Raw genomic sequence first — 22,531 nt, 5'->3', positions numbered from 1 at the left:
CACCGGGGCCAGATTGGAGATATCCGGCCCACCGGACGGTGACGGCTCGGCGGGCACACGACACGGAGGAGCTGTCATGACGACCCATACGCGTGCTCCCGGACGGCGAGAGGACACACACAGCGGTGGTTGGCTGGTGTTCGCCGCCGTCATCATGATCTTCAGTGGCGTCATGACGCTGCTCGGGGGCATTTCGGCCATCGCCAAGGACGACGTCTTCGTGGCCACGCGCAACTACGTCTACCAGCTCAACCTGACCGGCTGGGGCTGGATCCATCTCATCCTGGGCATCCTCGTCGCGGTCACCGGCGCCTGCGTGCTGTCGGGCGCCACGTGGGCCAGGGCCGTCGGCGTGGGGCTCGCCGGCCTCAGCATGATCGCCAACTTCATGTGGCTCCCCTACACGCCGTGGTGGGCACTGCTGCTCATCGCCATCGACGCCCTCGTCATCTGGGGACTGTGCGTCGCGCCCCGGCCGATGAGGGACTGACCTCGGGGCACGGCACCCGTGACCCGCGGAACAGCGGGCGGGGATCTGCCTCCGTTGGTGCTCGTCGTCGGCGTCGCCGGATCGGGCAAGTCGACGGTGGGGCGGCTCCTCGCCGAGCGGCTGGGCTGGGCGTACCGGGACGCCGACGAGTTCCACTCCCCGGCCGGCCGCGCCAAGATGGCGGCCGGTCATGCCCTGACGGACAGCGACCGGCGGCCGTGGCTCGCGGCGATCGGGGAGTGGATGGACGGGGCGATGGCGGCTCGTCGGCAGGCCGTCGTGACCTGCTCCGCGCTCAAGCGCGCCTATCGAGACGAGCTGCTGGCAGGGCGTCCCGGAGTCCTTCTGGTGTACCTGCACGGCTCGCCCGACCTGCTGCGCTCCCGACTGGCCGGGCGGCACGGCCACTTCTTCCCGGCGGGCCTGCTGGAAAGCCAGCTGGCGGTTCTCGAGGAGCCGACGCCCGACGAGCATCCTCTGGTGGTGGAGGTCGACCAGCCTCCGGAGGCCGTCGTCGCGGCGGTGCTCTCGCTGATGGACCGGGAGGCCGCTTCCGGAAGGGGGGCGCCGGGACCGGACGCGGAGCGGGGCGGCCACGCCGTGCCGCGCGACGGCCCTTCCGGTTCCCCGGGCCCCACGGGCGAGCCCTGGCGGCTGGTTCACGGAGAGCAGAGCGCGGTGGTGGTCCAACTGGGCGGCGCCCTGCGCGCGTACGACGTGGCCGGCCGACCGCTGCTCGACGGGTTCTCCGCAGGTTCCTCCGTCACCGGCGGAAGGGGGCAACTGCTCGTCCCCTGGCCGAACCGGGTGGGCGACGGACGCTATGACTTCGGCGGCAGGAGTCTCCAGCTCCCCCTGACCGAGGTCGACAAGAACAACGCGATCCACGGACTGCTCCGTTGGACCCTGTGGAAGCTGCTCGCCCGCACCGACGACGCGGTGCTGCTCGGCACGACGTTGTGCCCCCAGCCCGGATATCCGTTCCTCCTCGACGTCCGTGCCGAGTACCGACTGGGCCCCGACGGTCTCAGCACCGTCGTGCACGCCACCAACACCGGTACGGAGCCGGCGCCCTACGGCGTCGGACAGCATCCCTATCTGACGGTCGGCACCGGCCTCGTCGACGGCGTCGTGCTGACCGTTCCCGCCCGGTACCTGCTGCGGACCGACGACCGGGGGCTGCCCGTAGGCCGGGAGCCCGTCGACGGCACCCCGTACGACTTCCGCGCCGGCCGCCCCATCGGTGATCTGCGACTGGACACCGCCTTCACCGGTCTCGACCGGGGCCCCGACGGGCGGGCGGTGGTCCGGCTGGCGCATCCCTCGGAACCGCGGGGGGTGGACGTCCTGCTCGGCGAGGGAACCCGCTACGTCCAGGTGTACACGGGCGACACCCTGCCCGACCCGGGGCAGCGGCGGCGCGGAGTCGCCGTGGAGGCGATGTCCTGTCCACCGGACGCCTTCCGCAGCGGTACGGATCTCACCGTCCTGGAGCCCGGAGCGTCGCACGTGCTCCGGTGGGGTCTGAGCCCCTGGGGGTACGCGTGACACCGTCCGGAGAGCCGCGGACCACCGCCGACATGACCTCACGCGACTTCGGGGCGCTCTACGAACGGTTGCGGGGCCGCGCGGCGGCACTGCCCGCGGTGCACGGCCGGTGCGGCGCACTGAGCCGCCTGACGCCCGAGCGGGTGGCAGCGGCAGCCGGGGAGGTCCGCCTGGGACGCACGGTGTCGCTGGCGGCTCCGATCGAGACCGTGCCGGGCCCTGACGACCCCGAGCCCGCGGTGCACCGGATGACCGGCCCGGGCCCGGGCGTTCTCGGTTCGAAGGGGCTGCACTTCGCCACCGACCGCTTCGCCATGAACGTGCACGGGGACGCGGACAGTCATCTCGACGCCCTCTGCCATGTGGTGTTCGACGGGGAGCTCCACGGTGGAGTGCCCGCGAGCAGTGTGACGGCCGAGGGTGCCCGTGCGCTCTCCGTGGACCTCCTGGGCGACGGTCTCGTGGGCCGGGGCGTCCTGCTGGACATCCCGCCGTTGCGCGGTGTGTCCTGGCTGGAGCCCGGCGACCGGGTGACCTCGGACGATCTGAGGGCCGCCGAGGCCGCCCAGGGGGTCCGCGTCGGACCGGGCGACCTGTTGTTCGTCAGGACGGGACACCGCCTCCGGCGCACCGCGCTCGGGTCGTGGGACGCGGCCACGGCGCGGGCCGGCCTTCACCCGGCCGCCGTGGAGTTCCTGGCCGAGCGGGAGGTCGCGGCCCTGGGCGGAGACGGGAACAACGACAGCGCGCCCAGCGCGGTCGAGGACGTCGCCTTTCCCGTACACGTCCTGGCGATCCAGGCCCTGGGCATCCACCTCATGGACTACCTGTGCTTCGAGGACCTCGTCCCGGCCTGTGTGGCCGCCGGGCGCTGGAGCTTCCTGTGCGTGGTCGCCCCGCTGCGGCTGACCGGAGCCACCGGTTCGCCCGTGAACCCGATCGCGGTGCTGTGACCTGGGCGCGTCCCGGGTGCCGCCGCTCGGGTCGCCGTTGACGGGGTGGGCGGATACGTTCGAAGGAGGTGTGACCGCTGGAGCATCGCCCGGCGGGGCGCCAGGTGCCTGACACCAGGTCGGGGCCATGATCCCAAGGACGGTGGTCGCCGTGGGCGACGCCCCTCACTACGACGTCATCATCATCGGCACCGGCGCCGGCGGAGGCACGCTCGCCCATCGCCTCGCCCCTTCGGGCAAACGCGTCCTCCTCGTCGAACGCGGCGGCTACCTGCCGCGTGAGCGGGACAACTGGGACTCGACGGCCGTGTTCGTCAAGGGCAGGTACCGGGCTCCGGAGTTCTGGCTGGACAAGGACGGCAACGAGTTCCCGCCCGAGGTCAACTACTACGTCGGCGGAAACACCAAGTTCTACGGCGCCGCCCTCTTCCGGCTGCGGCCCGAGGACTTCGGCGAGGTCCGTCACCACGGCGGTCTCTCGCCCGCGTGGCCGATCCGGTACGAGGACCTGGAGCCGTACTACACGCAGGCCGAGCACCTCTACCTCGTCCACGGACGGCACGGCGAGGACCCCGGCGAGGGGCCGGTGAGCGCGCAGTACGCCCATCCGCCGGTGGAGCACGAGCCGCGCATCCAGCAGTTGAGCGACGACCTCGAGAAGCGTGGCCTGCACCCGTTCCACCTGCCGATCGGTGTCGATCTGACCCAGGAGGACGGCGGGCGGGCCGCTCACTCCAGTGTCTGCATCCGTTGCGACCGGGTCGACGGCTTCCCGTGTCCCGTGCGGGGAAAGTCCGACGCGGAGGTGATCTGTGTCGGGCCCGCTCTGGAACACCCCCGTGTCGAGATGGTCACCGGGACGCGGGTGGTCCGGCTGGAGACGGATGCCAAGGGACGCAGCGTCAGCGCGGTCGTCGGCCGTCTGGCGGACGGTTCCGAGGTGCGGTACACGGCGGACGTGGTGGTCGTCTCGTGCGGGGCGGTCAACTCCGCCGCCCTGTTGCTGGCTTCGGCGAACGAGCACCATCCCCGTGGTCTCGCGAACAGCTCCGACGTGGTCGGCCGCTTCTACATGCGGCACAACAACCTCGCCCTGATGGCCGTGTCGAAGGAGCCCAACGACACCAAGTTCCAGAAGACGCTCGCCCTCAACGACTGGTACTTCGGCGCGGACGACTGGGACTACCCGCTGGGCGGCATCCAGATGCTGGGCAAGTCGGACGCCGACCAGATCCACGGTGAGGCGCCCCGGTGGGCCGGTGCGGTGGCACCCGACATGCCGTTCGAGGTACTGGCGCGTCACGCCGTCGACTTCTGGCTGTGCGGCGAGGACCTGCCGGTGGCGGAGAACCGGGTCACCCTCGACGGGGACGCTCGTATCCGGCTCGCTCTCGACGAGAAGAACAACATCGAGGGCTTGAAGCGCCTGAGGCACAAACTGCAGGGCATGCTGGGACATCTGGGCATGCACGAGCACCATCTGCTGTCCCGCAGCATCTACCTGCACAAGGGAATGCCGATCGGTGCGACGGCGCATCAGGCGGGCACGGTGCGCTTCGGCGCCGACCCCGCCGACTCCGCGCTGGACGTCGACTGCAAGGCCCACGACCTCGACAACCTGTATGTCGTCGACACGAGCTTCTTCCCGAGCATCGGCGCGGTCAACCCGTCCTTGACGGCCATCGCCAATGCCCTGCGGGTCGGTGACCACCTCTTGGCCCGTCTGGGTTGACACCGGCGGCCGGCTCCCCGGTCTCTGGTCCGTCCGGACGAAGATGCCTGCCCCAACGGCCCAATGGCGATGGCGAGGAGATGCCGGCCATCCCATCGGGTGGTTGCGTGACGATGCCCGGCCGAGCTTGCGCCGGGCTCGGCGCAACCGCGCAGCGAGGAGGCAGGACGGCATGGATTCCACGGTGGGCGCACCGCAGGGCGTGATCCCGGCGCGATTGCTGCACGGCCAGAAGGCACTGGTCACCGGCGCCAATTCGGGCATCGGCAAGGCCACGGCCATCGGTCTGGGACGGGCCGGCGCCGACGTGGTCGTGAACTACGTGGTGGGTCGCGAGGAAGCCGAGAAGGTGGCCGCGGAGATCGCCTCGTTCGGGGTGCGCTCCGCGGCGTACGAGGCCGACGTGTCGCAGGAGGACCAGGTCGTCGCCATGATGGACCGGATGGTGCAGGAGTTCGGCACCATCGACGTTCTGGTGGCCAACGCGGGACTGCAGCGGGACGCCCGCTTCACGGAGATGACCCTCGCTCAGTGGCAGAAGGTCATCGACGTCAACCTCACCGGTCAGTTCCTGTGTGCCCGTGAGGCGGCCAAGGAGTTCCGGCGCCGGGGCGTGGTGCCCGAGGTGTCCCGCTCCGCCGGGAAGATCATCTGCATGAGTTCGGTGCACCAGATCATCCCCTGGGCGGGTCACGTGAACTACGCGTCCTCCAAGGGCGGTGTGCAGATGATGATGCAGACCCTGGCCCAGGAGCTCGCGCCGGAGAAGATCCGCGTGAACGCGGTGGCCCCGGGGGCGATCAAGACGCCGATCAACCGCGCGGCCTGGGAGACCCCCGAAGCCCGGGAGGACCTCCTGCGGCTCATCCCGTACGACCGGATCGGCGAGCCCGAGGACATCGCCCACGCCGTCGTCGCGCTCGCCTCCGACCTCATGGACTACGTGGTGGGCACCACCCTGTACGTCGACGGCGGCATGACCCTCTTCCCCGGCTTCGCCACCGGAGGGTGACCCTCCCCCGACCCTTCCCCTCCACGAACGGTGACGGCACGTATGCCCACCTCGCTCCACCTGCTGGCGGATGCCCCGGCCCAGCTCCTGCCGGCCCGGGAACTCATGGCCTTCACTCTGGCCTCCCACATCATTCTGGTGCCCCTGGGCGTGGCCTTTCCCCTGATCACCCTGGTCATGCACTATCGCGGGCTGCGCAGCAAGGACCCCACGGCGCTGCTCCTGGCACGGCGCTGGTCGGCCGTCATGGCCGTGCAGTTCGCGCTCGGCATCGTCACCGGCACGGTGCTGTCGTTCGAGTTCGGCCTGCTGTGGCCCGGTCTGATGGGCAGGTGGGGCGATGTCTTCGGGGTCGGATTCGGCGTCGAGGCGTGGGCCTTCTTCCTTGAGGCCGTACTCATCGCCATCTACCTGTACGGATGGCGGCGGCTGAAGCCCCGGACGCATTTCCTGCTCGGGCTGCCGCTGCCCTTCGCCGCGCTGCTCGGGGCGTTCGGCATCCTGGCCGCGAACTCCTGGATGAACACGCCGCAGGGTTTCTCCCTCGACTCCGAGGGCAACCCGGTCGACGTGAACGTCTGGAAGGCGATCTTCACGCCGATGTTCGGGCCGCAGTACTGGCACTTCGTCGTGGCGATGGTGCTCACCGCGGGATTCATGGTGGCCGGCGTCTACGCCACGGGCTGGCTGCGTGGCCGGCGGGACCACTACCACCGGCTCGGCTTCGCCGTTCCGTTCACCATCGCCGCCGTCGCGGCACCGGTGCAGTTCGTCCTGGGCGACTCCATCGCCCGGTCGGTGTTCCACAAGCAGCCGGTGAAGTTCGCCGCGATGGAGATCGTCTGGAAGACCGACACGCGAGTACCGGAGTACCTCTTCGGGCGCCTGAACGAGGACGGCTCGATCTCGGGCGGCATCAAGGTCCCGCTCCTCGACTCGTTCCTGGCCGGGTTCAGTCCCGACACCGAGGTGAGGGGACTGACCTCCGTCCCGGCGGACCAGCGCCCCACGGCCGTGCAGGCGACCATCGCCCACTGGGCCTTCGACATCATGGTTCTCATCGGCTCCGTACTGGTGCTGCTCGCCCTCTGGTACGGGTTCGTCTGGCTGCGGCACCGACGTCTGCCCGCCTCGAAGTGGTTCTACCGCTCCGCGGCCTGTGCCGGTGTGGGTTCCGTCGTGGCCGTCGCGTGCGGCTGGATCGCCACCGAGGTGGGACGCCAGCCCTGGATCGTCTACCAGAACATGCGGGTCGCCGAGGCTGTGACGTCGACCCGCTCCACCACTCTGTGGATCATGTTCGGTGTGGTGGCGGTGGTGTACGTGCTCCTCTTCGGCTCGTTCCTCGTCGTCCTGCTGAAGATGCGCACGCGCTGGCGGCTCGCCGACGAGCAGCGGGCCGCGGGAGGTACGGGCCACACGCCGGAGGACGACCTCCCCTACGGGCCGCGGGCTCCCCTGCCCGCGGGCGACGTCCCGGCCGCCGGAGGCGGAACCGGCGGATCCGGGGGTGAGCGCCCGTGACCGCCGACCTCATCGCCGTCGTGCTGCTCCTGGCCGTGACCGCGTACGCCTGCGCCGGTGGCACGGACTACGGGGCCGGCTTCTGGGACCTGACGGCCGGGGGGACGGAACGCGGCCGGCGCCCCCGGTGGCTCATCGACCATGCCATGGCTCCCGTCTGGGAGGTGAACAACGTCTGGCTGATCTTCGTTCTCGTCATCATGTGGACCGGCTTCCCCGTCCTGTTCCAGACGGTGTTCTCCGCGATGTGGCTGCCGCTCGCCCTGGCCGTCGTGGGCATGGTTCTCCGTGGCGCCGGCTTCGCGCTCCGCAAGCCCACCCGACGGCTCGCCGGCCGACGGCTGTACGGTGCCGTGTTCGCCGTGGCCTCGGTCGTCACGCCGTTCTTCCTGGGTGCCGCCGTCGGCGGGGTCGCCTCGGAACGGGTGACTCCCGGCACCGACGCCTCGGCGGACGTATGGACCAGCCCCACCTCTGTCGTGTTCGGACTGGTCGCCGTCGCGACGACTGCGTTCCTCGGGGCGGTGTTCCTCACCGGGGACGCCCGCAGGTTCGACGCACCGGATCTGGTCGGCCACTTCAGACGACGGGCGCTGTGGAGCCTCGCCGCGCTCACCGTCCTCGCGGTCGTCACCGGGTTCGTCACCCATGAGGACTCCCCCTACGTGTGGCACGGACTCACCCACGGCCTGGGGCTGTTCTTCGTCGTCCTGGCCGGAGCGTCCGCTCTCGTCACCGCCTGGCTGCTCCTGCGGACGCCGGGAGCGTGGGTGCGCGTCACCGCGGTCGCGGTCGTCGCCTCGGCCGTCATCGGCTGGGGCATGGCCCAGCGCCCGTACCTGCTCCCCACCTCGCTGACCGTGGCCGACGCGGCGGGCGCGCCCTCCACCCTGACGTGGCTGGCGATCGTCACCCTGGTGGCCCTGGTGCTCGTCGTGCCGGCCGTCGTCCTCCTCTACTGGCTGGACACCCACGGAGAGCTGGAAGAACTCACCGACTCCGAGCTCCGGAAGGGAACCGGCACGGCCGGTGACGGTGCGGCGCCCGACAGCTGATCGCCTGTCTGTACTCGTCCTGGCCCTCCCCGCGCGCCCGGACCCCGCGGAAGGAAGCCGCTGTGACCGACGACGAGATCCTCATCGGACTCGCCCTGACGGTGGTGCTCGCCACCGGCTCGCAGATCCTGGCGAACAAGCTGCGTGTCCCCGCCCTGATCATCCTGCTGCCGGTCGGGTTCGTCGCCGGAGCGGCGACGGACATCATCCACCCGGACCGGCTGGTGGGACCGGATTTCTCGGCCCTGGTGTCGTTGGCCGTCGCGGTGATCCTGTACGACGCCGGTCTGGGGCTGGACCTGCGCAAACTCGTCCAGCACACCCGCGGGATCGTGGGCAGGCTGCTCGTGTACGGGGTGCTGTCGACCTTCCTCGTCGTCGGGACGGTGGGACCGGCGATGTTCGGCATGCCGCTGCGCGTGGCCGCCATGCTCGGCATGATCCTCGTCGTCTCGGGCCCCACGGTCGTCGGGCCGATCCTCGACTTCGTGCGGCCGAGCGACAAGGTGCGGCGCATCCTGATCTGGGAAGGGACGCTGACCGACCCGATCGGCGCCATCCTCGGCGCCCTCACCTTCCACGCAATCGCCTCGTCGCACCAGATCGACATCGGTCGGGGCTATCAGCTGGGCCAGTTCCTCCTCAGCCTCGCGTTCGGTGTGGCGGGCGGGGTCGTGGGCACCGCGCTGCTGTGGTTCACCCTGCGCACTCTCCGCCTCGGCGAGACCCTGGGGACACTGGCGCAGCTCGCCGTCGTCATCGGCGTGTCGGCGGGCTGCGACGTCGTGCGGGACGACACGGGACTGATCGCCGCGATCGTGACGGGGCTGGCCGTGGCCAACATGAAGGGCTTCGACATGCCGGCCCGCCGGCCCTTCTTCGAGACGCTGATCCAGCTGATCATCGGTCTGCTGTTCATCTCGATCTCCTCCACCGTCACTCCGGCATCCCTGGTGCCCGTGCTCCTTCCCTCCCTCGGCCTCATCGCGATCCTCGTCCTGGTCGTCCGACCGGTCGTGGCGTTCGGTGCCGCGGCGCGCACCGATCTCACACGGGGGGAGCGTGCCTTCGTCGGATGGATGGACCCACGCGGCATCGTCGCGGCGGCGACGGCCTCGGCCTTCTCCGCCGGTCTGGTCGAGCGGGGGGTGACCGGGGCGGCCAAGATCCTTCCCGTCACGTTCCTGGTGATCGTGGGGACCGTTCTCCTGTACGCGCTGACGGCTGCGCCGGCCGCCAGACGACTGGGCGTCGTCAGGACGGAGGGCACACGCGTGCTCCTGGTGGGCGGTGAGCCGTGGGTGATCGACCTGGGAAAGGCTCTGCGGTCCGCCGGTCTCGACGTGCTGATGTGGGCGGGACTCGACGGGGAGCGGACGGCGATCAAGCGGGCGGGGATCGATCTGGCCAAGGGCGATCTGCTGGCCACGGCCATCAACCCCGGGGCCCGTCTGGAGGGTGTGGCGGCGGTCTTCCTGGCCACCGACGACGACGACTTCAACGCGCTCGCCTCGATCGTGATGGAGGACAACGTGGAGGGCCCCGTCTACCGGGTGGGTCCACCGCACGACAGCCACGGTGTGGTCGCTCCGTACACCGGCGGCGACATCCTGTTCGGCCGCTCCATGGTCCGCCACGTCCTCGCCGAGCGCTACGGGCGGGGAGCCCGGTTCACGGTGCAGCCGGCGGGCCACCCGTTGCCGCCGGACCACGACACCCTCTTCGTGGTGCGGGCCGATCACCGGCTGGACCCCGTCACGGAGCGGCGGGAAGCCGTGCCGGAGGCCGGTGACACCGTGATCCTCCTCGGACCCGCCCCCGCCGCCTCGCCTCGGTGAGTCGCGCGACCTAGGGCCTGTCGTCACATTCCCGTCTGCCCCGCGACGACGGGAATGTGACGACAGGCCCTAGAGCATCGAGTCCAGGGTGATCGCCGCGTCGATCAGGGCCAGGTGGGTGAAGGCCTGCGGGAAGTTGCCCAGCTGTCGCCCCGTCAGGTCGATCTCCTCGGAGTACAGGCCGAGGTGGTTGGCGTACGTGAGCATCTTCTCCAGCACCAGCCTGGCCATGTCCGTGTGCCCGGCCCGGGCCAGCGCGTCGACGTACATGAACGTGCACAGGGAGAAGGTCCCCTCCGAGCCGCGCAGGCCGTCGGGTGACGCCTCGGGGTTGTAGCGGTAGACGAGGCTGTCGCTGACCAGCTCGCTCTCCATCGCGTCCAGGGTGGACTTCCACATCGGGTCGTCCGGCGTGATGAAGCCGACCGTCGGCATGCGCAGCAGCGACGAGTCGAGCACGTCGTCGCCGTAGTGCTGCACGAAGGCCTGCTTCTTCTCGTCCCAGCCTCGGTCGAGCACCTGCGCGTAGATCTCGTCCCGCGCGTTCACCCAGCGTCCGCCGGCCGCGGGACGGCCGTCGTCGTAGGCGATCCGCAGGGCGCGGTCGAAGGCCACCCAGGACATCACGCGCCCGTAGGTGAAGTCCTTCCGGCCCCCGCGCGTCTCCCAGAGTCCCTCGCCGGGCTGGTCCCAGTGGTCGACCAGCCAGTCGAGCAGGGTGTGCAGGGCCTTCCAGCCCCCGTGGTCGAGGTGCATGCCGTGTTCGTGCGCGAAGTAGATGCTGTCGAGCGCCTCGCCGTAGATGTCCAGCTGGAGCTGGCTCGCCGCCCCGTTGCCGATGCGGACCGGGGCGGAACCGCGGTACCCCTCCCAGTGGTCCAGGGTCTCTTCGACGAGGTCGGCGGAGCCGTCCACGCGGTACATGATGTTCAGCGGCCCGGAACCGTTGTCCTGTCCGGCTTCCTGCTTCACGCGGTCGTGCAGCCAGTTGATGAATGCGGACGCCTCTTCCGTGAATCCCAGGCCCAGCAGGGCGTACACCGAGAAGGAGGCGTCGCGGATCCAGGTGAACCGGTAGTCCCAGTTGCGCTCTCCGCCGAGTTGTTCGGGGAGCCCCGTCGTCGGGGCGGCGACCAGGGCGCCGGTCGGCGCGTAGGTCATGAGCTTCAGCGTCACGGCCGACCGTTCCACCGCCTCCCGCCAACGGCCGGAGTAGGTGGACTGTGCCAGCCAGGAACGCCAGTAGCGCACGGTCTCGCCGAAGAGCCGCTCGAACTCCTCGACCCGGACCTCGTGCGGGGGCCCGTCGGGGGACGACTCCATGACCAGGCCGCGCTGCTGCCCCGCCCGCAGGCTCAGGGAGAAGCGCAGGTCGTTGTCGTCGACCGACAGGACGTTCAGCAGCCGCTCGTCCTGCGGTTCGCGGACGGCGTGGACGGCGAGGTCCAGGCCGTCCGAGGTGAACACGGCCCCGTGCCCGGTGAGGTGCAGTTCGTGCGGCTTGCGGCCGTAGTCGAAGCGCGGAGCGATCTCGCCTTCGAACGTCATGCTGCCGCGTACACAGCGCAGCATGCGGACGATGCGGTGCCGGTCGGTCGCGGTGGTTCCGGTCACCGGCATGAAGTCGACGACCTCCCCCGCCCCGGCCTCGGTCATGAAGCGCGTCACCAGGACGGCGGTGTCCGGATGGTAGAGCTGTTTGGTCGTGTACGTGTCCGCGACAGGCCGCACGGTGAACTGGCCGCCCTTGCTCCGGTCGAGCAAGGCGCCGAAGACGCTGGGCGAGTCGAATCGCGGACAGCAGAACCAGTCGATCGTCGCATCGGTCGTGACGAGGGCCGCGGTCTGCAGGTCACCGATCAGACCGTGGTCCTCGATCAGGGGATAGTCGTCCATGATGGACCCCTTTCAGCCCCCGTCGACCACACTCGGGGCGCCGTCGTGCCCCGGACGGGGTGGACCGGGGCAGCACCCGATCAGCTTAGGCCGACCGTACTGCTCCGTCCTGGCGAGGGCGTCGCCCGAGGTGAGGCGGGTGCTGCCGCTGCGCCGACGCGGGAATCGCCCTACCGTGAGGTGATGGCGGTCCCGTCGAAGGAAGCCCTCTCCTGTGCCTCAAGAGCACCTGACTCCTCCGGTGAAGGGGGCGTGGCGTGGGTGTCATGACGTCCTGGGCGGCCAGGTTCAGGCTGCGGCAATACGTCAAGGCGAGCCTGTGGATCGTGCCGATGATCGGTCTCGTCCTCGGCACCCTTCTCGCCGAGCTCGCCCTCACCGTCGACAGCACGGGCTGGCCGCCCAGCGGCTGGCACTACTCCGCGACGACGGCGAGCGGGGTGCTCTCCGCCATCGTGGGCGCGATGGTGGCGCTGCTCGGGTTCGTCGTCACCATCGGTGTGCTGGTGGTGCAGCAGGCCACGGGGACCCTCTCCCCCCGCTACATGCGCCTCTGGTACCGGGACCGGCTGCAGAAGGCGGTCCTCGCGACGTTCACGGGGACGTTCGCGTTCGCCTTCTCCCTGTTGCGCAGCGTCGAGTCCGCCTCGGTCCCCGACCTCGGGGTCACCCTGGCCGGCGCGGGGGTGGCCGTCAGTCTGGTGCTCCTGCTGATCTACCTCAACCGGTTCACCCACAGTCTGCGACCGGTGGCCATCGCGGAGTTGGTCGCGGGGATGGGACTGTCCGTCTTCGCGCGCGGCACCGCCCTGATCCGGGGCGCCGCGCCCCACACGGCGGATGCCCTGCCGTCCGGCGGTCCGGTGATGCGCGTCCATGCCGTACGGGGTGGCGCCATCCAGGCCTTCGACGTGCGGGGGCTGGTCGCCGAGGCGGCGCGTCACGACTGCGTGCTCGTCGTGACCCGGCTGATCGGGGACTTCGTACCGCCCGGCACGGTGCTCGTCGAGGTGTACGGGGGCACGTCCCGACCGGATCCCGTCCGGGTGACCGGCCTCATCGCCCTCGGGGCGGAGCGCACGATCGAGCAGGATCCCGCCTTCGCGCTGAGGGTCCTCGTCGACATCGCCATCCGAGCGCTCTCCCCGGCGGTGAACGATCCCACGACCGCCGTGCAGGTGATCAACTACATCGAGTGGTTCCTGCACACGGTCGGCGAGCGACACCTTCCCGGTCGTTACGTCCTGGCCGACGGAGACGGGGTCGCCCGGCTCGTACTGCCGGGACGCGACTGGGAGGGCTACCTCCAGCTCGCCGTCTGCGAGATCCGGGAGTACGGAGGCTCGTCCGTCCAGATCTGCCGTAGGCTCCGCGCCATGCTCGAAGGGCTGCTCGAAGCCCTCCCGCCGGGGCAACACCCTTCGGTGCGTGCCGAGATGAGCCTGCTGGGGCAGGCAGTCGATCGGGAGTTCGCAGACCCGGACCGGCGGTCCCTCGCGCAGCAGGCCGACTTCCAGGGCATCGGCGGACTGCGCCGACCCTGACACCGTCCGCCGAAGCCGTGGCGCGGGGCGACCGGGGACCCGGCCTCCGTGCGCGGGAAGGCCCGGCCGTAAGCTCGGGACATGGTGGGTACGCAGTCGGACGGGGCCGGGCGAGGGCCGGGCCGGCCTCGGGAGGAACGGGTCACCGGAGCCGTTCTCCGCGCGGTCGTGGACATGGTTCACGAGCAGGGGATCGGAGCGGTCACGATGGACGCCGTCGCGGCCCGGGCCGGGGTGAGCAAACCCGCCATCTACCGTCGGTGGCCCACCAAGCAGGATCTGATCATCGCCGCCGCGGAGACCCGCATCGGCATCCTGTCGGTGCCCGACCTGGGTGACTTCCGGGCAGAGCTCCGCTTCGTGCTCACCACCCGGCTGGAGGCCTACCGGCTGCCGGGTACGGACCGGCTGATCGCGGGCCTCATCGGCGCGGCGGCCGAGACGGGGGCGGTGCGCGGCCAGTACGCCGAGTACACCGAGCGCATCACGAGCGAGACGAGGCGCATCCTCGAACGTGGCATCGAGCGCGGCGACGTGAGCCCGGACACCGATGTCCGGGCCGCCGCCACGCTGGTGGCCGCCCCGCTGCTCTTCCGGCTGATCGGCGAGCAGGAGATGCCCGACACCCGCTTCGTCGACACCCTGGTCGACCTCGTGGCCCGGGCCGTCGGCCCCGTGGGCTGACGACTTCCGCGGCGGCTGTCCGCGGCGTCGATTTTTCGTGCTGCCAGGCCCTTGCCTCACCACACCCCAATAACGATACTCCCGGTAACGATTTTTGCCTCGTTCACGGAGGACTCATGGACAGCGCCGTCACCACTCCCGCCCCCGCGCTCGACAAGCCGCTGATGCACTACGGGAAGCGCACGCTCGACCGCATCGCCCCGGACGCGGTCCAGCCCGACTACCGGCTCCTGGACCTCTCCCCCCTCACCCCGCACATCGGCGCCGAGATCGAAGGCGTCGACCTCTCGCGCCCGATCGGCGAAGAGCTCGCGGAGGAGATCAGGCAGGCCCTGCTGGAGTGGAAGGTGATCTTCTTCCGGAACCAGCACGCCTTCGACCCGCGGTCCCAGCTCGCGTTCTCCGCCCTGTGGGGCGAGCCCGAGCCGAACCCCTTCTTCCCGAAGGGCGACAGCGTCGGAGTCTCCCGGCTCGCCAAGGACGCCACGGCCGTCGGCACCGAGAACATCTGGCACAGCGACCACTCGTTCATGGCCGCACCGGCACTCGGCTCCGTCCTGCGCGCCGTCGAGGTGCCGGCCGCCGGCGGCGACACCATGTGGGCCGACATGGCAGCCGCCTACGACAATCTCACCGACTCCATGAAGGCACGGATCGCGGGGCTCACCGCCGAGCACGACTGGCTGCCCAGCTGGGGCTCGCTCATGACCGAGGCGCAGATCGCCGCGCACCGTGCGAACCTGCCGGCGGTCGAGCACCCCGTGGTCGTCCGGCACCCGCGCACCGGCCGCGAGCTGCTGTACGTCAACGAGCCCTTCACCACCCGGATCGTCGGCCTGCCGGACGCGGAGAGCCGCGAACTGCTCGACGAGCTCGTGCTGCAGGCCCGCATCCCCGAGTACCAGGTCCGCTTCCGCTGGCAGCCCGGCTCCGTCGCGGTCTGGGACAACATCGCCACGCAGCACTACGCGATCAGCGACTACTTCCCGCAGCGCCGGGTCATGGAGCGCATCGCCATCGCCGGCGTCCCGCTCTCCTGAACCAGCCCCCGCCCCCCTCCCCGACCAGTCTCCGCGGAGCCCCTGTGACCGACACCGACGTCGCACCCGCCGTGCCCGCCGGCACCTCGAAGACACCGAGCAGCACCCGGCGCCGCGCCTGGACCGTCACCGCGCTGCTCGTCGTCTTCATGATGATCAATTTCGCCGACAAGTCGGTGCTCGGTCTGGCCGCGGAGGAGATCCGCGAGGACCTCGGCCTCACCGCCTCGGCCTTCGGACTCGCCAGCAGCGCCTTCTTCCTGCTCTTCTCGGTCTCCGGTGCCGCGGTGGGGCTGCTCGCGGACCGCGTACGGCCGAAGTGGCTGCTCCTCGCGATGGCCGTCCTCTGGTCCCTGTCCCAGGCGCCGCTGGCGGTGGGCGGAGGGCTCGCGGTGCTCATCACCTCGCGTGTTCTCCTGGGCGCTGCCGAGGGGCCCGCCTTCCCCGTCGCCCAGCAGGCCACCCTGTCCTGGTTCCCCGATCACCGACGCAACCTGCCCGGGGCCCTGATCGTCCTCGGCATCACCCTCGGGGTCCTCGTCGCCGCCCCCGTCCTGACGTGGGTGATCCAGAACCACGGCTGGCGCTCGGCCGTCGCGGCGGTGGCACTCGTCGGGGTGGTCTGGGCGCTGCTGTGGGTCCGCCTCGGCGGCGAGGGACCGTACGCCACCGCGTCGGCCCCCACGGGGCCGGCCGACTCCGGAGGGGCACGGAGCGAAGGCGCGCCGGCCGGCGCCCCGACCGTGTCGGCCCCGTCGAGCGCCCCCTACAGGCGGATCCTCGCGACCCGCACCTGGATCGGTGCCACGGCCGCCTACTTCGGCACCTACTGGGTCATCGCCTTCGCCCTGGTCTGGTTCCCCTCGTACCTCCGGGACGCGCTGGGCTACTCCTCGGCCGGCTCCACCCGGATGGTGATGCTGGTCTGGGGGCTGGGCGGCGTCGCGGTGCTCGGACAGGCGGGCCTGACCGGACGGCTCCTGCGCCGCGGGACCCCGAGCCGATGGGCACGCGGCGGGGTGGGCGGCGTGCTGCTGCTCGTCGGCGCCGCGGCGTGCCTCGCCCTGCCCTTCGCTCCGGCCGGTGCCCTGACCGCCGTGCTCCTGGTCGCGGGATTCGGGCTGGCGGGAGCGATGAGCAGCGTCGCCGTCACCACGGTCACGGAGCTGGCGCCGGCCGACCGCCGCGGCGGCGCCCTGGGCATCATGAACGCCGTGGTGACCACCGCCGGTCTGCTCGCCCCGACGCTGATCGGGCGCCTCGTGGACGACCACGGCGCGGACGGCTACCGGTACGCGGTCCTCATCACCGGCGCCGTGCTGCTGCTGAGCGGAACCGCCGCCCTCACGCTGATCGACCCCGATCGCGACGCCCGCCGGCTGTCCGTGTGACGCCGCGCGGACGTGCGCGTCCGCGGCCCCGTGGAACGGTCCGCCCCCCTCTGTCCCCGACCTCCGCAAGGACCGACGTTGAACACCAGCTCCCTTGACACCTCCCTCCTCGACCGGACCGTGGCCGACGTACGGGCCGGAGCCGCGTCCTGGACCGCCACCCCGCTCTCCGAACGCATCGCCCTCCTGGAACGGCTGCGATCCCGCGTCGTCGCCCGATCGGCCGGCATGGCCGACGCGGGCAGCCGGGCCAAGGGGTACGGACCGGAATCCCCCTGGGCCGCCGAGGACTGGATCGGCGGCCCCTGGGCCCTGGCCCAGAACACCGCGGCGTTGCTGCACGTCCTCCGGCGGATCGCCGCGGGCGGGGATCCGGTGGACGGCAGGAGGGTGCGCGAGGAGAACGGCCGCACCCGCGTGGACGTCTTCCCCGCCACCGGCTGGGACACCCTGCTGCTCAACGGGTTCTCGGCCCAGGTGTGGATGCGCCCCGGCGTCACCGCGGAGCAGGCGCTGGCGTGCGCCGCGGGCAAGTACCGGAGCAGGCGGGCGGACCCGGCCGTGGCCCTGGTGCTCGGCGCCGGCAACGTCGCCGCCATCACCGCACTCGACATCCTGCACAAGCTCTACGCCGAGGGCCAGGTCGTCATCGCGAAGATGAACCCGGTCAACGCCTATCTGCGCCCCCACTTCGAGTACGTCTTCGCCGAGTTCGTCGAACGGGGCTGGCTGCGCTTCGTCGACGGCTGCGCGGCCGAGGGCGGCCACCTCTCCCGCCACCAGGGCGTCGACACCCTGCACATCACCGGCAGCGCCCGCACCCACGACGCCCTCGTCTGGGGCACCGACGAGGACGCCGAGCGGCGCCGCCGCGCCGACCTGCCGCTGATCGCCAAGCCCTTCAGCAGCGAGCTGGGCGGCGTCAGCCCCTGCATCGTGACGCCGGGGCCGTGGAGCGCCGCCGACTTCCGCTTCCAGGCCGAGCACATCGTCACCAGCAAGATGAACAACTCCGGCCACAACTGCGTCGCCAGCCAGATCCTCGTCCTCCCACGGGACTGGGACGGTACCGAGCGGCTGCTCGACGAGATCCGCACGGTGCTGCGCGAGCTTCCCCCGCGTACCGACTACTACCCCGGCGCCGCCGACCGCCTCGCCTCCGTGCGAGCGGCCCATCCGACGGCGGAGGAACTCGGCGACGGCTGCCGGCTGCTCGTACCCGACATCGCGGACCACGACGACCCGCTCATCAGCGACGAGGTCTTCGGCAGCGTCCTGGGTGTCGTCCGCCTGCCCGGCGCGACTCCGGACGCGTTCCTGCGCCGTGCCGTCGGTTTCGCCAACGACACCCTGCCCGGCACCCTCGGCGCGACCCTGATCGTCCATCCGAGAACCGAGAAGGCGCACCGGGACGCCGTACGCTCCGCGATCGCCGAGCTGCGGTACGGCACGCTGGGCGTCAACTGCTGGTCGGGCGTGGGCTTCCTGCTCGGGTACACCCCCTGGGGGGCCTTCCCCGGCCACACCCGCCAGGACATCGGCAGCGGCATCGGCTTCGTGCACAACGCGTTCATGCTCGAAGACGTCGAGAAGACCGTACTGCGCGCTCCGTTCGCACCGGCCCCGCGCGGCCTGCTCACCGGTGGTCCGTCCCTGTCCCCGCGCCCCCCTTACTTCGTCACCCACCGCAGGGCCCGGACCGCGGTGGAGCGCCTCACCCGCTTCACCGCGGCGCCGAGCCCCGCGAAGCTGCCCGCCCTGTTCGCCGCTGCGCTGCGGGGCTGACGGCCGCCCCGCCCGCCGGACCCGCGCATCCACCGCACCCCCACCGGAGACCCCATGCTCAACCTCGCCACCCTGCTGGAGAACAGCGCCCGTGCCGTGCCCGACCGTACGGCGGTCGTGCTGGGCGTCCAGCGCCTGACGTACGCGGAGTTGGACACGGCCGCCCGCCGCGTCGCGAACCTGCTGCGCTCACGGGACGTCAACCCGGGCGACAAGGTCGCGCTGTCGTGCCCGAACGTCCCGTGGTTCCCGATCGTCTACTACGGCATCCTCAAGGCGGGCGCGGTGGCCGTACCACTCAACGTGCTGCTCAAGAGCCATGAGATCGCCTACCACCTGGCCGACTCCCAGGCCAGGGCGTACTTCTGCTTCGAGGGCGGCTCGGAGCTCCCGCTCGGGCAGGAGGGCTGGAACGGCTTCGGCGAGACGCCGGGGTGCGAGCAGTTCTTCCTGCTGCCGGCCACCCCCTCCGGGAGCTCCCCCATCGAGGGTGCGGAGACCCTCACGGCGGCGCTGGCCGGTGGGAGCGCGGACTTCGAGACCGTGGCCACGGAGCCCGGCGACACCGCGGTCATCCTGTACACGTCCGGCACCACGGGTCGGCCGAAGGGCGCCGAGCTCACCCACTCCAACGTGATGATGAACGTGCTGACCTGCCACAAGCTGTTCGGCGAGGTCGAGCACGACGTACACCTGATCGCACTGCCGTTGTTCCACTCCTTCGGCCAGGTCGTGCAGATGAACGCGGGTATCGCGTCGGGGGCCACGCTGGTGCTGCTACCGCGCTTCGACGCCCGGGCGGCCCTCGCCCTCATGCAACGCCACGCCGTCACCTTCTTCGCGGGCGTGCCCACCATGTTCTGGTCCCTGCTCGAGGCGGACTGCTCCGACGTGGACCTGCCCCGGATCGCCGGGAACCTGCGCATGGCGGGGTCGGGAGGCTCCGCCCTCCCGGTGGAGATCCACCGCCGCTTCACCGAGCGGTTCGGTGTCACGATCCTGGAGGGGTACGGCCTCTCGGAGACCAGTCCGGCCGCCACCTTCTCGCCGCGGGGAGAGCCGGTGCGGCCCGGGTCCATCGGCCGCCCGGTCTGGGGGGGTGGAGGTGGACCTGGTCGACGAGGACTGGACGACCGTCCGGGGCACCGGCGCGATCGGCGAGATCGTCGTCCGCGGACACAACGTCATGAAGGGCTATTTCAACCGGCCCGACGCGACGGCCGAGGTGATGCGCGACGGCTGGTTCCGCACCGGTGACCTGGCACGTCGTGATGCCGACGGATGGTTCTACATCGTCGACCGCGCCAAGGACATGATCATCCGCGGCGGCTTCAACGTGTACCCGCGCGAGATCGAGGAGGTCCTGCTCACGCATCCCGCCGTGAGCATGGCGGCCGTGATCGGCGTTCCGCACGAGCGTCACGGTGAGGAGATCAAGGCCTGCGTGGTGCTCGCGCCGGGAGCGACGCTCTCCGAGGACGAGCTGACCGGCTGGTGCAAGGAGCGGATGGCGGGCTACAAGTACCCCCGTCTGGCGGAATTCCTCGATGTCCTGCCCACCAACGCCACGGGCAAGATCCTCAAGCGCGAACTCCAGGAGGCCGGCACCGCAGACGCCCCCGCGGTCGTCGCGGAGGCGAGGCCCGCGGACCTGCTGGAAACCCACTGAGGCAGGGGGTGCGCTTCGTCCGGCCGGCCGTACGCGGAGGCCGGCCTCCGGGCGGAAGCCCTTCGGTGGCGCCGCGACACCTCGGCTGCCGGGCGAGGACATGCGGCGTCGCTCCGGTCGCGAGACCCTGCGAGAGCGTTTTTGCTGGACGGGCGGCGGTTTCTCCGCCGCTCGCGACCACCCGCGGACCGTTCTGCGGGAGATCCGTATGGAAGCCCAGCCCTGGCCGGTGTCGTCGGCGCTCGCCGTGGCCGGGCTCGTCGCCGGAAAGGAGCCGCAGTCCCCATGAGCGCACCGCGGGAGGGCGAGCGGGGCCGGCGGATCGGTCCCCGGCGCGTTCGCCTGCTCCTGCCCCTCCTGCGTTCGGCGGTCGTGGTGACGGCGGCCACCACCGCCTACTTCCTCCTGCCCCTCGACAGGGACTTCGACCAGCACACGGGCACCGTGCTGATCCTGGGGATCCTGGGGATCGGCGCGTTGCTGGCCCTTCAGGCCGTCAGCATCGTCGGTTCGCCGTACCCGCGGCTGCGCGCCGTGGAAGCCCTGTCCACCGCGGTCCCGCTGTTCCTGCTGCTGTTCTCGGCCACCTACTACCTCTACGCACGAGGACAGGGAGAACACCCCTTCTCCGAACCGCTCAGCAGGAACGACGCTCTGTACTTCACGGTGACCGTCTTCGCCACGGTCGGCTTCGGTGACATCGTGCCGGTCTCGCAGACGGCTCGGGTGCTGACCACGGGCCAGATGGTGGCCGACCTCGTCCTCGTAGGTGTGATCGCGAAGGCCCTCGTCGGAGCGGTCCGGATCGGCCTGGAACGACGCCAGTCCTCCTCGGCACCGGAGGAGCCCGAACCATGACCTCCCCGCCCCAGGTCCGGAAGGACGGAATCCATGACGGCGTCGCAAGCCGGCCCGGCCCCCTCCGAAGAGCCCGTGGAGTCCGCGGAGGCCGACCGATTGCGGGACCTCCTGCGGAAGCCCGCCTACCGCAAGGTCCTGGTGTTCAGCGCGCTCATCGGCGTCCCGGTCTCCCTGGCCGCCTTCTGGTTCCTCGCCGGTCTGCACGAGCTCGAACACGTGATGTGGGCCGACCTGCCGAAGGCGCTGGGCTGGGACACCCCACCGGCCTGGTGGCCGCTGCCCCTGCTCGCCGTGGCCGGAATCCTCGTGGGGCTGGTGGTGACCCATCTGCCCGGCGCCGGCGGTCACGTTCCGGCGTACGGCCTGCACGCCGGTGAGGCCTCGGCCGCCGCCGTGCCCGGGGTGATCATCGCGGCGTTCGCCAGCCTCCCGCTCGGTGCCGCCCTCGGCCCGGAGGCACCCCTGATCGCGCTCGGCGGCGGTCTGGCCCTGCTCTTCCGGCGTCTCGTCCGTGCCCCGGCCACCCCGCAGAGCACCGCCCTGCTGGGCGCGGCGGGCTCGGCGGCGGCCGTCTCCGCCATCTTCGGCAACCCGCTCATCGCCGCGATCCTCCTGATCGAGGTGGCGGGCGTGGGTGGCCCCCAGCTGTTCGTCATCATGCTTCCCGCCCTGCTCTCGAGCGGCGTCGGAGCCGTGGTGTTCACGGGCTTCGGCCGCTGGACGGGCTTGGAGACGGGCAGTCTCTCCATCCACTTCCCCACCGCTCCCCCGCGCCTGGACACCGGGGACGTGGTGTGGTCGATCGTGCTCGCGGCGGGGATCGGCGCGCTGGTGCACGTGGTGATCATCGCTGGCCGGTTGATCGCCGTCTTCGTTGCGGCCTCCACCTTCGTCCGGACGGTGATCTGCGCCGTCGCCGCCGGAGGCTGCGCCGCCCTCTACACGCTCGTCACGGGTCGCACCCCCGTCGACGTGGCCTCGTCCGGCCAGGCCACCCTGGCCGGACTGGCCGAGGACCCGCACGCCTGGGGCGTGGGCGCCCTCCTGGCCGTCGTGTTGTTCAAATCCGCCGCGTACGCCCTCTGCCTGGGCAGCCTCCGCGGCGGCCTGGTGTTCCCGGTGCTCTTCCTCGGGGCGGCGGCAGGCGTGCTGCTCGCGCCGCTGCCCGGTCTCGGGGTCATCCCCGCGGTCGCCGCGGGCATGGCCGCCACCTCGGCAGCCGCTCTGCGGCTGCCGGTCAGCAGTGTCGCCCTCGTGGTCCTGGTGCTCGGGAACGCCGAGACGATCCCGGTGGTGATCCTGGGTGCCGTGACGGCCTTCGTCACCGGCGAGCTGCTCCCGACGGGCCCGCCGGTGATGCGCCGTCGACCGCCCGAGGACGAGACGGCGGGCGACGAGGCCGGTCGGGGCCGAGACGCCGTACAGGGCTGAGAGCCGTACAGGGCTGAGAGCCGGCCGTACAGGGCTCAGCCCCGTACGACCCGGGGACCTGTACGGGGCTGATCGGAA

At 71.1% G+C, this 22,531-nt stretch carries 18 protein-coding genes; 17 read left to right on the top strand and 1 reads right to left on the bottom strand.

The window, feature by feature from the left end; genetic code table 11:
* Positions 1–76: 76 nt before the first annotated feature.
* From BLW86_RS37690 to BLW86_RS37655, 8 genes are all read left to right on the top strand, one after another.
* Entirely contained in the window at positions 77–490 is a 414-nt protein-coding gene (locus tag BLW86_RS37690; RefSeq protein WP_093878182.1) for a DUF7144 family membrane protein, read from the top strand.
* A gap of 57 nt (positions 491–547) precedes the next feature.
* Positions 548–2,038 carry a gluconokinase, GntK/IdnK-type gene (locus BLW86_RS37685; protein WP_256341745.1) on the top strand — a complete coding sequence of 497 codons (1,491 nt, stop codon included), beginning with the start codon at positions 548–550 and terminating at the stop codon, positions 2,036–2,038.
* A 32-nt stretch (positions 2,039–2,070) separates the two neighbouring features.
* Positions 2,071–2,991, top strand: a complete 921-nt coding sequence (locus BLW86_RS37680) for a cyclase family protein (protein ID WP_093878180.1) — start codon at positions 2,071–2,073, stop codon at positions 2,989–2,991.
* Between the two features lie 127 nt (positions 2,992–3,118).
* Entirely contained in the window at positions 3,119–4,723 is a 1,605-nt protein-coding gene (locus BLW86_RS37675) for a GMC oxidoreductase (protein ID WP_256341581.1), read from the top strand.
* A 172-nt stretch (positions 4,724–4,895) separates the two neighbouring features.
* Positions 4,896–5,735, top strand: coding sequence for an SDR family oxidoreductase (locus BLW86_RS37670; RefSeq protein ID WP_093878179.1), 840 nt, complete (start codon positions 4,896–4,898; stop codon positions 5,733–5,735).
* A gap of 42 nt (positions 5,736–5,777) precedes the next feature.
* Positions 5,778–7,259, top strand: a complete 1,482-nt coding sequence (locus BLW86_RS37665; protein ID WP_093878178.1) for a cytochrome ubiquinol oxidase subunit I — start codon at positions 5,778–5,780, stop codon at positions 7,257–7,259.
* Positions 7,256–8,314 (top strand): cytochrome d ubiquinol oxidase subunit II, encoded by a 1,059-nt coding sequence (locus BLW86_RS37660; protein WP_093878177.1) that lies wholly within the window; start codon positions 7,256–7,258, stop codon positions 8,312–8,314. Before BLW86_RS37665 ends, BLW86_RS37660 begins: the two co-directional genes overlap by 4 nt.
* Before the next feature lie 62 nt (positions 8,315–8,376).
* Positions 8,377–10,152, top strand: a complete 1,776-nt coding sequence (locus BLW86_RS37655; RefSeq protein WP_093878176.1) for a cation:proton antiporter — start codon at positions 8,377–8,379, stop codon at positions 10,150–10,152.
* Between the two features lie 69 nt (positions 10,153–10,221).
* Here the strand turns inward: BLW86_RS37655 and BLW86_RS37650 are convergent, their stop codons facing one another.
* The gene (locus BLW86_RS37650; RefSeq protein ID WP_093878175.1) at positions 10,222–12,048 is read right to left on the bottom strand and encodes a glycoside hydrolase family 15 protein; all 1,827 of its coding nucleotides are present in this window, start codon (positions 12,046–12,048) and stop codon (positions 10,222–10,224) included.
* A 266-nt stretch (positions 12,049–12,314) separates the two neighbouring features.
* Between BLW86_RS37650 and BLW86_RS37645 the strand changes: the two genes are divergently transcribed.
* From BLW86_RS37645 to BLW86_RS37610, 9 genes are all read left to right on the top strand, one after another.
* Positions 12,315–13,592 carry a DUF2254 domain-containing protein gene (locus tag BLW86_RS37645; RefSeq protein ID WP_093878174.1) on the top strand — a complete coding sequence of 426 codons (1,278 nt, stop codon included), beginning with the start codon at positions 12,315–12,317 and terminating at the stop codon, positions 13,590–13,592.
* A 174-nt stretch (positions 13,593–13,766) separates the two neighbouring features.
* Positions 13,767–14,276, top strand: a complete 510-nt coding sequence (locus BLW86_RS37640; protein WP_256341580.1) for a TetR/AcrR family transcriptional regulator — start codon at positions 13,767–13,769, stop codon at positions 14,274–14,276.
* Between the two features lie 116 nt (positions 14,277–14,392).
* Complete coding sequence (locus tag BLW86_RS37635; protein WP_093878172.1) at positions 14,393–15,316, top strand: TauD/TfdA dioxygenase family protein; 924 nt, start codon at positions 14,393–14,395, stop codon at positions 15,314–15,316.
* Between the two features lie 44 nt (positions 15,317–15,360).
* The gene (locus BLW86_RS37630; RefSeq protein WP_256341579.1) at positions 15,361–16,707 is read left to right on the top strand and encodes an MFS transporter; all 1,347 of its coding nucleotides are present in this window, start codon (positions 15,361–15,363) and stop codon (positions 16,705–16,707) included.
* A gap of 78 nt (positions 16,708–16,785) precedes the next feature.
* Positions 16,786–18,492, top strand: a complete 1,707-nt coding sequence (locus tag BLW86_RS37625) for an aldehyde dehydrogenase family protein (RefSeq protein ID WP_093878171.1) — start codon at positions 16,786–16,788, stop codon at positions 18,490–18,492.
* Between the two features lie 54 nt (positions 18,493–18,546).
* Entirely contained in the window at positions 18,547–19,749 is a 1,203-nt protein-coding gene (locus tag BLW86_RS37620) for an AMP-binding protein (RefSeq protein ID WP_371129654.1), read from the top strand.
* Positions 19,679–20,161: an AMP-binding enzyme gene (locus BLW86_RS44165; RefSeq protein WP_371129653.1), complete on the top strand. Its 483-nt coding sequence runs from the start codon at positions 19,679–19,681 to the stop codon at positions 20,159–20,161. The genes BLW86_RS37620 and BLW86_RS44165 overlap by 71 nt, the downstream gene beginning before the upstream one ends.
* A 285-nt stretch (positions 20,162–20,446) precedes the next feature.
* The gene (locus BLW86_RS37615; protein ID WP_093878170.1) at positions 20,447–21,019 is read left to right on the top strand and encodes a potassium channel family protein; all 573 of its coding nucleotides are present in this window, start codon (positions 20,447–20,449) and stop codon (positions 21,017–21,019) included.
* 33 nt (positions 21,020–21,052) lie between these two features.
* Positions 21,053–22,453: a chloride channel protein gene (locus tag BLW86_RS37610; RefSeq protein ID WP_093878169.1), complete on the top strand. Its 1,401-nt coding sequence runs from the start codon at positions 21,053–21,055 to the stop codon at positions 22,451–22,453.
* Positions 22,454–22,531: the final 78 nt, after the last annotated feature.

This window comes from Streptomyces sp. TLI_105 (assembly GCF_900105415.1).
Lineage (GTDB): Bacteria > Actinomycetota > Actinomycetes > Streptomycetales > Streptomycetaceae > Streptomyces.
This window is presented reverse-complemented; position numbering and strand designations above follow the sequence as displayed.

Coding starts and splice junctions, on each gene's coding strand:
- BLW86_RS37690 (WP_093878182.1), top strand. CDS start 77: ATGACGACCCATACGCGTGCTCCCGGACGGCGAGAGGACACACACAGC.
- BLW86_RS37680 (WP_093878180.1), top strand. CDS start 2,071: ATGACCTCACGCGACTTCGGGGCGCTCTACGAACGGTTGCGGGGCCGC.
- BLW86_RS37675 (WP_256341581.1), top strand. CDS start 3,119: ATGATCCCAAGGACGGTGGTCGCCGTGGGCGACGCCCCTCACTACGAC.
- BLW86_RS37670 (WP_093878179.1), top strand. CDS start 4,896: ATGGATTCCACGGTGGGCGCACCGCAGGGCGTGATCCCGGCGCGATTG.
- BLW86_RS37665 (WP_093878178.1), top strand. CDS start 5,778: ATGCCCACCTCGCTCCACCTGCTGGCGGATGCCCCGGCCCAGCTCCTG.
- BLW86_RS37650 (WP_093878175.1), bottom strand. CDS start 12,048: ATGGACGACTATCCCCTGATCGAGGACCACGGTCTGATCGGTGACCTG.
- BLW86_RS37645 (WP_093878174.1), top strand. CDS start 12,315: ATGACGTCCTGGGCGGCCAGGTTCAGGCTGCGGCAATACGTCAAGGCG.
- BLW86_RS37640 (WP_256341580.1), top strand. CDS start 13,767: ATGGTTCACGAGCAGGGGATCGGAGCGGTCACGATGGACGCCGTCGCG.
- BLW86_RS37635 (WP_093878172.1), top strand. CDS start 14,393: ATGGACAGCGCCGTCACCACTCCCGCCCCCGCGCTCGACAAGCCGCTG.
- BLW86_RS37620 (WP_371129654.1), top strand. CDS start 18,547: ATGCTCAACCTCGCCACCCTGCTGGAGAACAGCGCCCGTGCCGTGCCC.
- BLW86_RS44165 (WP_371129653.1), top strand. CDS start 19,679: ATGAAGGGCTATTTCAACCGGCCCGACGCGACGGCCGAGGTGATGCGC.
- BLW86_RS37615 (WP_093878170.1), top strand. CDS start 20,447: ATGAGCGCACCGCGGGAGGGCGAGCGGGGCCGGCGGATCGGTCCCCGG.
- BLW86_RS37610 (WP_093878169.1), top strand. CDS start 21,053: ATGACGGCGTCGCAAGCCGGCCCGGCCCCCTCCGAAGAGCCCGTGGAG.